This is a genomic window from Microbispora sp. ZYX-F-249 (assembly GCF_039649665.1).
GTDB classification, from domain to species: Bacteria; Actinomycetota; Actinomycetes; order Streptosporangiales; family Streptosporangiaceae; genus Microbispora; species Microbispora maris.
This window is the reverse complement of sequence record NZ_JBDJAW010000021.1, coordinates 75,948-91,255: the sequence shown is the minus strand read 5'-3', so window position 1 is coordinate 91,255 and position 15,308 is coordinate 75,948. Positions and strand designations below refer to the sequence as shown.

16 protein-coding genes are annotated in these 15,308 nt (G+C 71.8%); 6 read left to right on the top strand and 10 right to left on the bottom strand.

Annotation, left to right across the window (positions count from 1 at the left end):
- Positions 1–11: 11 nt before the first annotated feature.
- The 8 genes from AAH991_RS24155 to AAH991_RS24120 form a co-directional block, all read right to left on the bottom strand.
- Positions 12–1,352: a cytochrome P450 gene (locus AAH991_RS24155; protein WP_346228175.1), complete on the bottom strand. Its 1,341-nt coding sequence runs from the start codon at positions 1,350–1,352 to the stop codon at positions 12–14.
- On the bottom strand, positions 1,349–1,948 hold the full coding sequence (locus AAH991_RS24150; RefSeq protein ID WP_346228174.1) for a GTP-binding protein: 600 nt from the start codon (positions 1,946–1,948) through the stop codon (positions 1,349–1,351). Before AAH991_RS24150 ends, AAH991_RS24155 begins: the two co-directional genes overlap by 4 nt.
- Before the next feature lie 4 nt (positions 1,949–1,952).
- Positions 1,953–2,309: a DUF742 domain-containing protein gene (locus tag AAH991_RS24145; RefSeq protein ID WP_346228173.1), complete on the bottom strand. Its 357-nt coding sequence runs from the start codon at positions 2,307–2,309 to the stop codon at positions 1,953–1,955.
- A complete protein-coding gene (locus AAH991_RS24140; RefSeq protein ID WP_346228172.1) occupies positions 2,306–2,740 on the bottom strand; it encodes a roadblock/LC7 domain-containing protein in 435 nt (144 codons plus the stop codon). The genes AAH991_RS24145 and AAH991_RS24140 overlap by 4 nt, the downstream gene beginning before the upstream one ends.
- A gap of 92 nt (positions 2,741–2,832) precedes the next feature.
- Positions 2,833–4,410, bottom strand: coding sequence for a sensor histidine kinase (locus AAH991_RS24135; protein ID WP_346228171.1), 1,578 nt, complete (start codon positions 4,408–4,410; stop codon positions 2,833–2,835).
- A gap of 562 nt (positions 4,411–4,972) precedes the next feature.
- Entirely contained in the window at positions 4,973–5,200 is a 228-nt protein-coding gene (locus AAH991_RS24130; RefSeq protein WP_346228170.1) for a hypothetical protein, read from the bottom strand.
- 248 nt (positions 5,201–5,448) lie between these two features.
- The gene (locus AAH991_RS24125) at positions 5,449–7,239 is read right to left on the bottom strand and encodes a PQQ-dependent sugar dehydrogenase (RefSeq protein WP_346228169.1); all 1,791 of its coding nucleotides are present in this window, start codon (positions 7,237–7,239) and stop codon (positions 5,449–5,451) included.
- A gap of 174 nt (positions 7,240–7,413) precedes the next feature.
- Positions 7,414–7,722 carry a spore germination protein GerW family protein gene (locus AAH991_RS24120; RefSeq protein WP_346228168.1) on the bottom strand — a complete coding sequence of 103 codons (309 nt, stop codon included), beginning with the start codon at positions 7,720–7,722 and terminating at the stop codon, positions 7,414–7,416.
- A 241-nt stretch (positions 7,723–7,963) separates the two neighbouring features.
- Between AAH991_RS24120 and AAH991_RS24115 the strand changes: the two genes are divergently transcribed.
- Entirely contained in the window at positions 7,964–8,896 is a 933-nt protein-coding gene (locus tag AAH991_RS24115; RefSeq protein WP_346228167.1) for a GNAT family N-acetyltransferase, read from the top strand.
- A gap of 69 nt (positions 8,897–8,965) precedes the next feature.
- Positions 8,966–10,309, top strand: a complete 1,344-nt coding sequence (gene gdhA, locus AAH991_RS24110; protein ID WP_346228166.1) for an NADP-specific glutamate dehydrogenase — start codon at positions 8,966–8,968, stop codon at positions 10,307–10,309.
- 15 nt (positions 10,310–10,324) lie between these two features.
- Here the strand turns inward: gdhA and AAH991_RS24105 are convergent, their stop codons facing one another.
- Positions 10,325–11,719, bottom strand: coding sequence for an MFS transporter (locus AAH991_RS24105; protein WP_346228165.1), 1,395 nt, complete (start codon positions 11,717–11,719; stop codon positions 10,325–10,327).
- Positions 11,720–11,821: 102 nt separating this feature from the next.
- Between AAH991_RS24105 and AAH991_RS24100 the strand changes: the two genes are divergently transcribed.
- The 4 genes from AAH991_RS24100 to AAH991_RS24085 all read left to right on the top strand — a co-directional run bounded on the left by AAH991_RS24100 (position 11,822) and on the right by AAH991_RS24085 (position 14,272).
- Complete coding sequence (locus AAH991_RS24100; RefSeq protein WP_346228164.1) at positions 11,822–12,709, top strand: helix-turn-helix transcriptional regulator; 888 nt, start codon at positions 11,822–11,824, stop codon at positions 12,707–12,709.
- A gap of 10 nt (positions 12,710–12,719) precedes the next feature.
- Positions 12,720–13,091, top strand: a complete 372-nt coding sequence (locus tag AAH991_RS24095) for a VOC family protein (protein ID WP_193203175.1) — start codon at positions 12,720–12,722, stop codon at positions 13,089–13,091.
- A 34-nt stretch (positions 13,092–13,125) separates the two neighbouring features.
- The gene (locus AAH991_RS24090; RefSeq protein ID WP_346228163.1) at positions 13,126–13,488 is read left to right on the top strand and encodes a DUF2203 domain-containing protein; all 363 of its coding nucleotides are present in this window, start codon (positions 13,126–13,128) and stop codon (positions 13,486–13,488) included.
- 76 nt (positions 13,489–13,564) lie between these two features.
- Positions 13,565–14,272, top strand: coding sequence for a GNAT family N-acetyltransferase (locus tag AAH991_RS24085; protein ID WP_346228162.1), 708 nt, complete (start codon positions 13,565–13,567; stop codon positions 14,270–14,272).
- Positions 14,273–14,286: 14 nt separating this feature from the next.
- Here AAH991_RS24085 and AAH991_RS24080 read toward each other — a convergent pair whose 3' ends face one another.
- Positions 14,287–15,162: a sirohydrochlorin chelatase gene (locus AAH991_RS24080; protein ID WP_346228161.1), complete on the bottom strand. Its 876-nt coding sequence runs from the start codon at positions 15,160–15,162 to the stop codon at positions 14,287–14,289.
- Positions 15,163–15,308: the final 146 nt, after the last annotated feature.

Here is a 15,308-nt window from a genome sequence, read left to right as displayed (position 1 = left end):
CCGGCCCGACCTCACCTGGAGGCGTTCCAGGTGTACGACGAGCCCTGACCAATCGGCACGGTCGGGCTGAACCGTACGGGCAGGGCCTCCAGGCTGCGCACCCACAGCGAAGGGCGCCAGCGCAGCGCGTCGGGTTTCACGGCCAGGTAGACGTCGGGCAGCCGGTCGAGGAGGACCTCCACGGACGTCTTGGCGATGATCCCGCCGAGCTCGGGCGCGGGGAAGGGACAACCGTACTCGCCGTGGCCGAAGGCGAAGTGCGCCCGGTTGGCGCCGGAGCCGGCATGGGCGGCCGGTTGCACCTGCGGATCGGCGTTGGCCGCGGCGACACCCAGCACCAGCATGTCGCCCCGGCGGATGCGCCGCCCGGCCAGCTCGCAGTTCTGCACCGCCCAGCGTGTGGGCATGTTCGGCACGGGCGGGTCCTTCCACAGCACATCGTTCAGCGCCTCGCCGACGCTGCTGCGACCGCCCTGCAGGCTCATCGAGAAGTGGTCGTCCATCAGCATCAGCCGCAGGGTGCTGCCGATCCAGTTGGAGCAGTTGTCATGGGAGGAGATCAACGTCATGATCAGGTCCTGGATGAACTCCTCGTCGGTGAGCCGCGCGTGGTGTGCCAGCATGTGCGAGGTGAGGTCGTGGCCCGGCAGCGCGCGCTTGTCGGCGATGAGCCGGCTCACCTTGTCCAGCATCCGGGGGAGCGCCGAGAGGGCCTCCTCGCCCCCGCTCAGCACGTGGTTGACGTCCTCGACCAGTTCCGGCAGATCGGTCTCCGCCAGCCCGAACAGCCGGGTGATGACCTGGGCCGGGATCCGGTCGGCGTACTGGGAGATCAGGTCGGTCTGGCCGTCCCCGGAGAACTCGTCGATCGCGCGGTCGGCGATCTGCTCGCAGATCAGGGCGAGTTCGGTGCGGTCGACGCTGTCCAGCGCGTCGCTGATGGCGCCGACCCGCCGCTGGTGCTCGGCCCCCTCGGTGAACATCACGGACGGCTGCCATGTCACGTACGGGCGCGCGGGCCAGTCAGGGGGGAGGTGGTCCTGCAGGTTCCAGCGCCTGGGGTCGCGGCTGAACAACTGCGGCTGGCTGGTGACATGGTGCAGCTCGCGATAACCGATCACGTACCAGACGGGCATGCCGTCAAGGAGAACGGGGACGACAGGACCGTGCTCGCGGCGCATCTCCTGGAACAGCGCGGTCGGGTCGTCGCCGATCAGTGACGCGTGCAGTCGTACGGCATCGGCGTGGTCGGCGTATCCCTCCAGCGGCTCCCGTCTCCGCTCGGCATGCTGCGGTCCGGGCGAGGCGGCGGACGGGTCGGTGGGGTCGGGCAGGGGAGGGGAGTTCGTCACGGCATGCTCTCTCGGGCGGGCAACTGGTCGTGGGTGCGGGTGAGGTGCTCGATGAGCGTGATCAGCACGTGCTTGGACGAGGACCGCTCTCTCGCGTCGCAGTCGACGAGCGGGACCTCGGGCGACAGTGCCAGCGCCTCGCGCACCGAATCCAGGGTGGGTCCGTCGGTGAAGCGGTTGACCGCGACGACGAACGGGGTCTGGTGGTGCTCCAGCCGGTCGATGGAGTACCAGGAATCCTCCAGGCGGCGGGTGTCCACCAGGACGACCGCGCCCAGGCTGCCGGCGAACAACTGGTCCCACACGTACCAGAACCGCTGCTGACCGGGTGCGCCGAACAGGTAGAGCACCTTGCTCGCGTTCAACGTGATCCGGCCGAAGTCGAAGGCCACCGTGGTGGTCGACTTGGTCCGTACCCGGCTGGCGTCGTCGATGCCCACGCTCGCCTGGGTCATGACCTCCTCGGTGCTCAGCGGGCGGATCTCGCTCACCGAACCGACCATGGTCGTCTTTCCCGCCCCGAACCCGCCGACGATCACGATTTTCAGGGCGTCCTCGGCGGTCGTGCGTAGCGGCGTCCGCGTGGTGGCCGCCATCTGGTCAGAGGTTGTGGAGGGCAACGAGCACCTGCCTCAGGATTTCGGGATCCGGTCGTCCGGCGTGTGCGGCGATCGACGGATGACGGACGGTGATGCGACCGGTGTCCAGCAGGTCGCACAGCAGGATCTTCACCACGCTGACCGGCAGTCGCAGTTCCGCCGAGATCTCCACCACCGCCGTCGGCCGCTGGGCCATCCGCAGGATCTTGATGTGCTCGGACTGCATGCCGGGGGTGGGGGCGCACTCGCTGACGATGAGGGAGACGGAGTCGAAGGTCTTCTCATCGGCGCTGGTACGCCCACCGGTGACGGTGTAGAGCCGGTCAGGGTCTTCTTGGTCGATGGCTCGCCGTGTCATCCGCGGTCGTCGCTGTTGTTCGTCTGCCGCGGCGCCGCAGTGAGGTACACCCCGATCTGCTCCACCAGTTCATTCATGTTGTGCGCGATGAGCCCGACCTCGCCGTCCTCCTCGGCCACCACGGCCAGGTGGGCGCCGTCCCCGGCCGGCACGATGAGCAGCAGTCCGCCGGCGAACTCCACCATCGCCTGCCCCGCTCCGATGCCGTCCCCGAACTCGGCGGAGGCGCTCAGCGAGAGGCTCTGGATCCCGGCGGCCAGAGCGGAGAGCTGGTCGGCCCCGTCCCGGCCGAGGCCGGCGGTGAAGGACATCTTCAGGCCGTCCCTGGTCAGCACCAGCACATGCCTGATCCCCGGGGTCTTCTCCTTGAGGTTCTCCAGTAGCCAGTCGAAGTCACGATCGGTGGTGTGCGAAGCGTCGGTTGTGCTCATAGAAACGACGGGGTGCCCCTTCGTCGCGGGAGGGACGCCCCCTGCCTCCTCATCTGTGAGTCCAAGAATGTCCGGTGATCGGCGGACGCGTGTCAAGAGTCGCCCGGGGCCGGGGCGGGGGCCGGGGCCGGGGGAGGGGCTGAAGAGGAAGTACGCCCACGGCCGCCGGCCTGGCGGAACGCGGCGAACCTCGCAGCCGAGTCAGGCCCCTCGCGCGCGGGCTTGGCCGGCGATGCCTGCCGCGCCCTGGTCGCCTCGGCCAGCGTCTGCCCCCGGCGCCGCCTGGGCAGCAGATCTTCGGACTCGTCGGCCGGACCCTCCTGCGCGGGTACGGCCGGTGCCCGCACGGCGGCCTGCACGGGGTGGCGGACCGGCGCCTCGGCGTCGGGCGGCACGGTGGCCGACAGGGGCTGCGTGATCAGCAGGCGCGGGATCAGCAGCACGACCCCCGTGCCGCCGCGGGCGGACGACCGGAAGCTGACCGTCAGGCCGTACTTGTCGACCAGGCGTCCCACGACCGCCAGGCCCAGCCGGGTACCGGACAGCGTCCGCAGGTCGAGCGGCTCGGACACGAGCCTGGTGGCGTGCTGCCGCTCGCGCGGGCGCATCCCCAGGCCGCTGTCCTCGATCGTGATCACGACGCCGGCGTCCTCCTCGTCCACGTATACGTGGACCTCGGTGCCGTGCGCCGAGAACGTGGCGGCGTTGTCCATCACCTCGGCCAGCGCATGCATCACGCCCTCGGCCGCGTACCCCGCGACGGCGACGGTGCTGGTGGAGTGCAGCCGGATGCGCCGGTAGGCGCTGATGCGGCCCATCGCGCCGCGCAGGATGCTCTCCATGACGATCGGCCGGGTCCATCGCCGTCCGGAGCGGCCGCCGCTCAGCAGCGCGATGTTGTCCGCCAGCCGGCTCATCTGGGAGACGCGGTGGTCCAGGTCCAGCAGGTCGGCGAACACCTCCTCATGCTCGCCGTACCGCTCCTCCAGTTCGCGCAGCCGGGCGAGCAGACTGGTGGCCTGTGCCTGCACCCGGGCCGCGGCGCCGGCGCACGCCGCCATCACGGCGGTGCCCCTGCGCTCGCTCTCGGAGAGCTGCCGCGCCGTCTCGCGCAGCAGGTCGCGTAGCGGGCCCTGTTCCGGCTGGCGTATCTCGGCCAGTGCGGCGCTCACCGACATCCGGTCCGTCTGGATGCGCCGGAACAGCTCGGGCAGCGTGTCGTCGATCAGCCGGGAGATCTCGCCCTCGGCCGCGTCACGGGACACCTGGGCGGCGGCGCGCTCGCGCTCGAGCAGTTCGAGTTCGTGCCCGGCCGCTTCGAGCAGGTGCCGCAGCGGGCCGTCCGGCGGCTGCGGTATCTGGGAGAGCGCGTCGGCGACCGAGGCGCCGTCCCGCACCTGACGTCCCAGCGAGGGCAGCGACTCCTCGGCCATTCGCAGGGTTTCCCGCTCCAGCCAGGTGAACCGTGCGCCGGCCCACTCGGCCTGCTCACGCAGCCGGCGACCGGTGCCGGAGTAGTGGACCACGGCCGCGACGGCGCCGGACAGGAGCACGGCCGAGACTCCGCCGACGAGCGCGATCAGCTGTCTGGCCTCGTAAGGGGCGGCGGACACCGCCCACAACCACGCGCAGGCCGTGACGATCATGGTGCCGAGAGAGGCGAGGACCACCAGTTCCCTCGGTGAAAGCCTTCTCCGTGCCCGGTGGGATATATCTACTGACATCAGCGTCCTCGGGGTGGCGGCAGAGCATGACAAGGCCGCGTCGAACCTGCTGTTCTCCCTGTAAGACGGGACGCCATGCGGTGCCGTCTCACAGCAGAGCGTGAACAGGCACATACCGTAGCACCACGTCCACGATTGCGAACAGACAGTCACCCTCGAACCATGTGTTTCAGCTTCAATCAACCACGAGTCAACACATCCATTGACGGAAACTCACTTTTAGGACATCTGTGGATTTATGGTGACGATCCTCCCCTGAATTCTGGCTCCGGGAATCACGAATTCCGGATGGACGCCGGAGGAAAAGGGACGCCGCACAGCGGGGCCCCTCGCGGCCGGACTCCCCGAGCGGACCTGACAACCCGGACGCGGGATGCGGGCGCATGCGGGAGCGCTCGTGGCGGCCGGGTCGCGGTGTGCGCGGCTCCGCCCGGACTTCTGCCACGAAGCGGCATCGCGGGCGGAGACGCTCAGGCGGCGCCGCCAGGCACCGGCCGGGACTGCTCGCCTACTTGTCCTCGGCGGTCTCCTTGGCCTCGGGGTGGTCGAGCACCAGGTCGTACGTCGTGGGAAAGAGCTGCCGGAAGGCGGTGTCGGCGCCCTTGACACCTGACGACAGTACGATCTTTCCCTGGCGGGTCACGTCCCTGACCCGATCGACTCTGTACTCGTGCACGTCGGGTGCGGGCTCGCGCACGATCTCCGGCCACTGCCCGATCTCCGGTTCCTCCGACACGGTGCTCTCCGTTCGTCGTCGTGCTCGCAGTCGTTCGGCTCATCTTCGAGTATCGGGAAAATCGCTGCCGGACGCGACGTATCGGACAGTCACCCGGGCCCGGAGGAGAGTGGATCTGACCGGACGCCGCCAGACGATCGGCCCACGGGGACGCGGGGTCACCCGCACCACACCGTTCGGCCTCCGCGGCGAGGCCGGCACGGCCACGCGGACGCTGTCCGCCGGGCCACGCCGACCCGGGCAGGGCGTCATCTGGCCGTGCAGGTGATGGGCGCCGGCGTCTCCACGGCGCTGCCGGACCAGCCGATCGCGAACGTCACCGTCACCGAGGCGCCCGGCGACAGCAGGCCGTTCTGGGTGATGGTCACCGTGGAGCCCGGGGGGTTGGAGCCGTTCCACTGCACGTAGTGCAGACCGTTGGGGACCTTGAAGGTGACCGTCCACGAGGTGATGGGCACCGTTCCCGTGTTGCGCACCGTCAGTTCGCCCCAGGGGGCCGCCGCCACCGAGAGGTGGAACCGGATCGTCGCCTCGCAGGAGCGCGTGACCACGAAGGACGGGCTGGGCGACGGTGACGGGCTCAGTGACGGTGAAGGGCTGGGGGATGGCGAGGGGCTGGGTGACGGGGACGGCGAAGGGGACGGGGACGGGGACGGTGAGGGGCTGGGCGTTGGAGAGGGGCACGGCGATGCGCTGGGGGAGGGTGCAGGGCTGGGCGACGGTGAGGGGCTGGGCGACGGAGACGGCGAAGGGTCGGACGATGGGGAGGCGCTGGGGGAGGCCGACGGGCTCGGTGACGCCGAGGGGCTGGGGGACGGTGAGGGGCTGGGGGACGGTGAGGGGCTGGGGGACGGAGACGGTGAAGGGTCGGACGACGGGGAGGGGCACGGTCCGGAGCCGCCGGGTCCGGAGCCGCCCGGCGACGAGGGCGACGGGCCGGCCGACGGCGAGCCCCCCGGACCGGACGGCCCGATGGGCGGGATCCGGACGATGAGGTCGTCGCCGGAGCCCACCGTTCCTCTGCCGTCGCGGTTGCTCGTCGCCACCCAGAGCCAGCCGTCCGGGCCGACCGCCACGGTGCGCAGCCGGCCCAGCCTTTCCTGCAGCTCGGCCACGGGAGCGCCCGTCCTGTTGCCGCCGACGACCGGCACCGTCCACAGGCGCTTGCCGCGGAGGGCCGCGGCGAAGAGCGTGCCGTTGGCGTACGCCAGGCCGCTGGGCGACGCCTCGGCCGAGCTCCAGGTCACCAGGGGGTTGGCGACGCCCGGGCTCCCGCACATGCCCTCGCAGGCGGGCCAGCCGTAGTTGCGGCCCGCCTGGATGTAGTTGATCTCGTCTGTGGAGTTCTGGCCGAACTCCGTGGCGTACAGCCGGCCGCCCTCGTCCCAGGCGAGCCCCTGGACGTTGCTGTGGCCGTAGCTGTAGACCGGCGAGCCGGTGAACGGATTGGTTACGGGGACCGCGCCGTCGCGGGTGATGCGCAGGATCTTGCCGCCGAGAGGCGAGCTCTGGGCGAGGGAGGGGTAGCCGGCGTCGCCCGTGGCGACGTACAGCATGCCGTCGGGGCCGAACGCGATGCGCCCGCCGTTGCGGGACTGGCCCCGGGGGATGCCGGAGAGGATCACCTGCTGGGTCTGCGGGTAGCCGAGCCGGAATCGGATCACCCGGTTGTCGGAGGCGGTGCTGATGTAGGCGTAGACCAGCTGATCCTGCGTGAACGTGGGAGACAGCGCGATGCCGAGCAGGCCCCCCTCGCCCCCCGGCGTGACGTTGGGGACGGTGGCCACCCGTACGGGCGCGGACCCGGGACGCACCTGGGCGATGGTCGCGGTGTCGCGTTCGGAGACGAGGGCGCTGCCGTCGGGGAGGAAGGCCATTCCCCAGGGCACCCGCAGGCCCGTCGTGACGACCTGCACTCGGGTGAAGTCGAACCCGCCGGTCACCGCGCCCGCGGCGCCGGGCCGGGTCACGACGAGCGCCACGGCGGCGATCACGGCGCAGAGGACGACGGACAGTGCCTCGGACAATCGCGTGCGCATCACATGCTCCCGGGGCGGGACGGTGGCTACCGGCTCACCAACATCGAAAACGCCCGCCGTGCCCGGGGCAATCGACCGGCCGGCGTTCGCTCGCCGACCTGCGCGTACGCCCGCCGGCCGCGTCCGGCGCGGGAAACTTTCACGGCCCCGCCGCCGATCGGCCGCCGGCGGCGGTCAGCGAACGTGGCGGGTCACGGCGTACACGACAAGGGCGAGGCCCGCGAGGATCTGGCCGCCCAGGATGACCCGGTTGAGGTCCAAGGCCGGTCGCCAGTGCACGTCGCCGTCCTTGAGGACGAACATCCCGACCGGCCTGTTGACGACGCCGCCGCCTCCTCCGCGGGCCTCGCCGCCCTTCTCCGGGCTGCGGCCGAAGCCGCCCCCCGCGCGCACCGCCGCCACGGGGATGAACGTCACGCCGTCCTTCTCGTACGGCTCGCCGAAGACACGCTGGCCGGTCAGCTTCCTGAGCAGTTGTTCCATGCGGCCGATTCTTCAGGATCTGCGCGAAGTGCGCTCAACCGAGCCTCCACCACGGCCGGGGACGCGTGCCATCCCCTCATCGCCTGTCTCGGCGTGCTCGGCGGGGCCGCCCGGGTGCTGGTCGAACCCGCCACCCTCGTCCCCCGCTGAGAGCCGCTTCCCGGCCACTTGCAGCACGCGCGGAGGTGCCGCCAACTCCTCGGCAAGCCGCCCACAAGTCGTGATGCGTACAAACAGTGCCATGAACGACTACGACCTCCGGCGGCCGGCGGCCGCCGACGCGGCGGCGATTCACGAGCTGGTCGCCGAGCACGACATCGAAGTGACCGGCAAGCCCGACTGGACGCTCGACGACGTCGCCGACACCCTCGGCGAGCTGGACCTGGAGCACGACAGCTGGGTGGTCCGCTCGGGCGGGCGGCTCCTCGGCTGGGGCTACGCCAGGCGCAAGGGCGACAGCGACAACGTGGACATCGACGTGCAGGCGCGGGAGCCCGGCGCGGCCGCGCTGCTGTGGGACCTGGTGCTCGGCCGCGCCGGCGACCTCGCCCGCGAGGCCGGGCACGACCACGCGGTGGTGGACGTCAGCGTCTACGAGCAGGACTCGGCCATGCGCGAGGCCGCCAAGGAACGCGGCTTCGCGCCCGCCACCAGCTTCCATCGCATGCGTACCGACCACGCCGGCGTACGGCCCGTCTTCCTGCCCGGGGTCACGGTCGAGGCGGGCTCGCCCGACGGCGAGGAGGTGCTGCGCGCGGCGCACGCCGTCCAGCAGGAGGGTTTCGCCGAGCACTTCGGGTTCGTGCCCAGGACGTTCGAGGAGTGGGCCGAGGAGATGGAGGCGTCCAGCGCGAACGACTGGACGCAGCTCCTGCTGGCCCGCGTCCACGGCGAGCCCGCGGCCATGCTGCTCGGCACGAACCACTTCGTGCCCGACGAGAACTGCGGCTACGTCCGCACGCTCGCGGTGCGGCCCGCCTTCCGCGGGCGCGGCCTCGGCCGGCTGCTGCTCACGCGGGCCTTCGAGGCCGACGAGCGGCGCGGGCGAGTGGGCACGATCCTGCACGTGGACGGCAACAACACGACTCCGGCGCTCGGCCTGTACCGGTCGGTCGGCATGCGCTCCGTACTCGTGATCGACGTCTGGCGGGCCCTCGTCCGTCCCGGATCTTGAGACTGCGTTGCTCACAACCCGGATGCCTCTACTGTGAGATAGGGAGAAAACAGACAGCAAGGAGAGTTGATGCTGCACGAGAGGCTCGAGGCGGTCTACGACAACGTCCTGCGCCGCAATGCGGGTGAGACGGAGTTCCACCAGGCCGTACGCGAGGTGCTGGAGAGCATCGGCCCCGTCCTCGGCAAGCACCCCGAGTACGCGGAGCAGAAGATCATCGAGCGGATCTTCGAGCCGGAACGGCAGATCATCTTCCGGGTGCCCTGGGAGGACGACCAGGGCGAGGTGCACATCAACCGTGGTTTCCGGGTCGAGTTCAACAGCGCGCTCGGGCCGTACAAGGGCGGGCTGCGTTTCCACCCCTCGGTCTACCTCGGCATCATCAAGTTCCTGGCCGTGGAGCAGATCTTCAAGAACAGCCTGACCGGCCTGCCGATAGGCGCGGGCAAGGGCGGCGCGGACTTCGACCCGAAGGGCCGCTCCGATCGGGAGGTCATGCGCTTCTGCCAGAGCTTCATGACCGAGCTGTACCGGCACATCGGCGAGAACACCGACGTGCCCGCGGGGGACATCGGCGTCGGGGGCCGGGAGATCGGCTACCTGTTCGGTCAGTACAAGCGCATCACGAACCGGTACGAGTCCGGCGTGATCACCGGCAAGGGGCTGGCCTACGGCGGCGCCCAGGTCCGCACCGAGGCCACCGGCTACGGCTGCGCGTTCTTCGTGCAGGAGATGCTCAAGGCGCGGGGCACGTCGTTCGAGGGCAAGCGGACGGTCGTCTCGGGCTCGGGCAACGTCGCCATCTACGCCATCGAGAAGGTGAACGAGCTGGGCGGCGTCGTCGTGGCCTGCTCCGACTCCTCCGGCTACGTGGTGGACGAGAAGGGCATCGACCTCGACCTCCTCAAGCAGGTCAAGGAGGTCGAGCGGCGCCGCCTCAGCGCCTACGCGGAGCGCCGGGGCGGCGAGGCGGCGTACGTCGCCGGGCGCAGCGTGTGGGAGGTGCCCTGCGAGGTGGCGCTGCCGTCGGCGACGCAGAACGAGATCACCGGCAAGGACGCCGAGGCGCTGGTGCGGGGCGGCTGCGTCGCCGTCGGCGAGGGCGCCAACATGCCGACCATGCCCGAGGGCATCCGGGTGTTCCGGGAGGCCGGGGTGGCATTCGGCCCCGGCAAGGCCGCCAACGCGGGCGGCGTGGCCACCAGCGCCCTGGAGATGCAGCAGAACGCCAGCCGCGACTCGTGGACGTTCGAGTTCTCCGAGCGGCGGCTCCAGGAGATCATGACCGACATCCACGACCGCTGCCTGGAGACCGCCGACGCCTACGGCATGCCGGGCGACTACGTGGCCGGCGCCAACATCGACGGCTTCCGGCGGGTGGCGGACGCCATGCTCGCCCTCGGCCTCATCTGAGCGCTCACGTAACGCTCATCGGCCGCTTCGGCGGGTGCGCAGGAGAGGCAGCGCGCACCCGCCGGCGGCCAGCGAGACCGCGGCGAGCGACAGCGACGTCACCGCGGCGGCGTGTGCGGACGGGGCGAGGCCGAGGAACAGCGTGCCGAAGACGGCCACGCCGACCACCTGGCCGAGCTGGAGCATCGTCGCCAGCAGGCCGCTGGCGTCGGCCGCGTCGGCGGGCGCGACCCGGGCCAGCGCCACCGCCATGAGCGGGCTGAACGTGCCCGCCATGCCGGCCCCGATGGCCGCGAAAGCGATCTCCAGCAGCGGCTCGCCGTGGCCCCCGCCGGCCAGCGCCGCCGCCAGGGCGAGCTCGCCCGCGGCGGTGACGACGGCGGACATGACGATCACCGGCCGGTGCATGCGGGCCGGCAGCCGCTTCCAGTTCAGGCTGGTGAGCCCGAAGGCGGCGGCCGCGGGGATGAACAGGCAGCCCGCCCGCAGGGCGCTGTCGCCGAGGCCGCCCTGCAGATGGAGGGCCATGGCGAACAGCCAGCCGCCGTACGCCGCCATGACGAGGAAGACGCCCGACGCGGCGGCGGCCACCCCGGGGGCGCGCAGCAGGCGGCCGGGGACGAGCGGATGCGCCGCCCGCCGCTCCACGAGCAGGAACGCGCAGAACGCGAGCACCGCCAGTCCCATGGAGATCCACCCCCACAGCGGCCAGTCCTCCTCGTGGCCGAGCACGAGCGGCACGACCAGCAGGCAGACCGACAGCGACAGCGTCACCAGGCCGGGCACGTCGAGCCGCTGCTCGCGCCGCACGTGGGCGGCGGGCAGCATGCGGGCGGCGGCCAGCAGCGCGAGCCCGACCGGCACGTTGACCAGGAAGACCGGCCGCCAGGCCGTGCCGAACAGGTCGGCGGTCACCAGCAGCCCGCCGAGCACCTGCCCGACGACCGCGCCGACAGAGATGACCGTGGCGTAGACGCCGAGCGCGCGTCCCCGGGCGGCGCCGTCGAAGGTGACCTGGATCAGGCTGAGCACCTGCGGCACCATCAGGGCGGCTCCCGCGCCCTGCACCAGCCGGAAGGCGATCAGCACGCCGATCGAGGGGGCGAGCCCGCACATCAGCGACGCGGCCGTGAACACCACGAGCCCGGTGAGGAACAGCCGCCGGTAGCCGAGCAGCCCTCCGAGGCGTGCCCCGGTGATCAGCAGTATCGCGTACGCCACCGTGTAGCCGGAGACGACGAGTTGCAGCCCGGAGCCGGTGGCCCCGAGGTCGGCGCGCATCGTGGGCGCGGCGACGTTGACGATGGTGGCGTCGAGGACGGCCATGAACTGCCCCGCCAGGATGACGGTGAGCAGCAGAGCCGGCGAGGTCCGCCGCGCGGCCGGCGCGCGGGTGGTGACAGTGGTCATGGCGGCAACGATGCGGCCGCGGTGATACCGGTGCCGAGAGCCTGCGGATACTGGTAGCGACACCACCTGGCAACGCGTCCGCGCACTCGCCAGGATGGAGAGGTGACGACGGGGACCCGCACCAGGCACACCAGGCGTGAGGAGCTCGCGGCCTTCCTGCGCAGCAGGCGCGAGCGGATCCGGCCCGAGGACGTCGGGCTGCCGCCCGGGTTGCGCCGCCGTACGCCGGGGCTGCGGCGGGAGGAGGTCGCCCAGCTCGCCGGGGTGGGCGTGACCTGGTACACCTGGCTGGAGCAGGGCCGCCCCATCAACGCGTCGGTGCAGGTGCTGGACGCGATCGCCCGCACGCTGCGGCTGGACGCGGCCGAGCGGGAGCACCTCTACCGGCTGGCCGACCTGCCGGAGGTCGCCGATCCGGCGGGCGACGGGGAGGGCCTCGACGCCGAGGTGCACACGATCCTGCGCCAGCTCGACCCGCTGCCCGCGTGCGTCTACAGCGGGCGTTACGACCTGCTCGCCTGGAACGCCGCGTACGGCACGATCTTCGGGTCCGTGGTCGGCCGGCCGCGGCTCGAGCGCAACGTCCTGTGGCGGGTGTTCACCATGCCGGACTGCTGCTGCCCGCTGGTGAACAAGGACGAGGAACTCCCGCAGATGGTGGCGACGCTGCGGGCGGCCTTCGGCAGGCACGTGGGAGAGCCGGCGTGGACGGGCTTCGTCACCCGGCTGTCGGCGGCCAGCCCGGAGTTCGCGCGGATGTGGGCGATGCACGAGGTGGCCAGGCCGGGCGTGCGGATGAAGCTGTTCAAGCACTCGTCGGTGGGCCTGATCCGCCTGACGTCCACCAGCATGGCGCTGGCGGCGCCCCCGGAGACCCGCGTCGTCGTCTACACGCCCATGGACGACGAGAGCAGGCAGCGCATCGAATGGCTGCTGGCCCATCCGGAGGCCGCCCACTGCTCGATGCATGGCGACCCCGTCCGCGGGTAACGGCGCGGTCATGGCCTGTCGCATCAGTGAACTCGTCGTCGATTGCCACGACCCCGAGCGGCTCGCCGCCTTCTGGTGCGAGGTGCTGGGTTTCGAGGTGATCGAGCGCAAGGACGGCTGGGTGGAGATCGGCCCGCCCGGCATCGGTTTCGGCGGTCTCCAGCCGACGCTCATCTTCGAGCCGGTGCCGGAGCCCAAGCGGGGCAAGCTGCGCCTGCACATCGACGTCAACCCCACCGACCGCGACCAGGAGGCCGAGCTGGAGCGCCTGCTGAAGCTCGGCGCCGTGCCGGCCGACGTGGGCCAGACCGGTGAGGAGGACTGGCACGTGCTGGCCGACCCGGAGGGCAACGAGTTCTGCCTGCTGCGCCGCCGCCTGTGAGCCTCGCGGGGACCGATGCGGTAGCGTCCGGAGGGTGGCGAGGATCTTCACGGTCGACGAGGCCAGGTCGCTGATGCCGGCGGTGCTGGAGCACGCCCGCGCGTTCGTCGCCGTACGCGCCGACCTGGCCGAGCTCACCCACGACCTGCGGCAGGCGGGCGCCTCACCGCTCGGCGGACTGCCGGAGGCCAAGGGCCTGGAGGCGCGGATGGACGAGATCCTGAGCTGGTTCGACGCCGAGGACATCGAGATCAAGGGCGTGGCCCCGCTGCTCGTCGACTTCCCCGCCGTGCTCGGCGAGGTGTCCGTACGGCTGTGCTGGCTGGAGGGGGAGACCGCCCTGGGCTGGTATCACCGCAGCGACCTCGGCTTCCCCGGCCGCCGCCCGCTGCCCTGAGCTCGCGCGTGCCTTGGGTCGCGGCTGCCGCCGCCTGCTCCGGTGGGGGTTCCGCCGCTGCGGGGATCAGGAAGGTGTGTCGTGGAATTCGCTGGAGCGGGCCCGCCGGTTGTGGGCGGAGCTGGCCCGTGTCCCCGTCGTGTTTCCCGGGCCCGGCGGCGTGGCCGTGGTCGTCTCACCCGATTCGATGCTGTGCCCGCCGGGATGGACGGGCGTCGTGACGTTGGACGGCGCCGCCCTGGTCACCGTGCCCGACGCCGCTCTGGCCGAGCCGTCGCGCGCCGCCCTGCTCGCCGGCCGTATGGATCTTTCCCTGCTTCCGGCCCTGCTTCCCGTCGGCGGCGTGCTGGGTCCGGCGACGCTCGCGTACCTCGACTCCGCTGACTTCACCCCTGCCCGCGCCGGCATCCGGGCCGAACGTCTGCCGCCGGGCCACCCGGACGTCGGCGGCCTGGTGGCCTCGGCGGGCGGACAGGACGCCGAGGAGAGCGGCGTGGAGGAGATCACCTCGGCGATCTGGGTGGTCCGCGATGGCAGGGACGTGGTCGCCGCCGCGGGGTACCGCCCGTGGCTGGACACGGCGGCGCAGCTGTCCGTCCTGACGGCCGCGCGGTGCCGCGGTCGTGGCCTGGCCCGCGTGGTGGCCTCGGCGGCGGTGGCCGGCGCGCTGGCCGACGGCCTGCTGCCGCAGTGGAGAGCGCGCACGGAGCCGTCGCGGCGGGTCGCCGGGGCCCTCGGGTTCCGGGAGTCCGGCGCGCAGATCAGCCTGCTCGTGGAGCGCTGACCGGCGGCGGCCGGTCAGTCGGACAGGTCGTCGAAGCCCTCGATCTCGCCGAAGGCGGCGCCGTACCGGACGCACACCATGCGGGCCACGGACTCGTGCGCGCCGAGCGGCTCGGCGCACCCGGCGCCGATCGACTCGGCGGCCGTCGTGATCCGGTCACGGTCGGCCTCGGGCCCGATGACGTACGGCACCATGGCCAGCCGGTTGGCGCCGATGTTGCGCAGGCGCTCGGCGGCGTCGCGCACGCTCGGCTGGCCGTCCAGCGCGGCGGGGACGACCGGGAGCGTCAGGCGGGCGGCCAGCAGGACGGCGGTCGCGTCGGCCCCGCGGGCGGCCTCGTCGCCCCCGGCGGTCGCGACGATGATGCCGTCGACGGGGGAGGAGACGTTGAACAGGCGCATCCGGTCGGCGCGGGCCAGGCCCGCCTCGGCCAGGCGCACGTGCAGGGCCTCGGCCAGCAGCGGGTGCGGGCCGAGCGGATCGGTGATCTTCACCGCGGCCTCGCTCTGCGTCACGGCCTCCCGGACGGCGCGCAGCACGCGCGGATGGGGCCCGGTGACGAGCGGGACGACGACCGCGGCAGGTCCGTCCGCGGGCCGCTGCGCGGCGATGGAGGCGAATTCCTTGGTGAGGTCGGCGCCGCCGTCCGCCAGCGAGACGATGCGAAGGTCGATCTGCGGGTTGTCGATCCTGACGACGGAGGCGACCTCCATGGCCACGTCCCCGTTCGGGCCCACCGGGTCCCCGGCCCTGCCCGGCACCGCGAGGACCAGGGCGGGCGCGTCGGGCGGCAGGTCGGCGGGGAGCGGCCGGCGGTGGCGGCCGGTCCCGAGCCGAGGAGAGCGCTCCCTGATGGGGAGCTTCGGGGGGTCCTCGTGACCTTCGTTCACATCGGCGGATTCTAGGGCGAATCTGGCCGAAGAGCAGAACCAACGCGCGGCTTGTTGCGTCTTGGTGATCTAGGCGGTTTACACCTTCGTTACTTGACGCTCCCCGTGGGGGCGGGTTTGATATGGACTCATCCGGCCGTAAACGT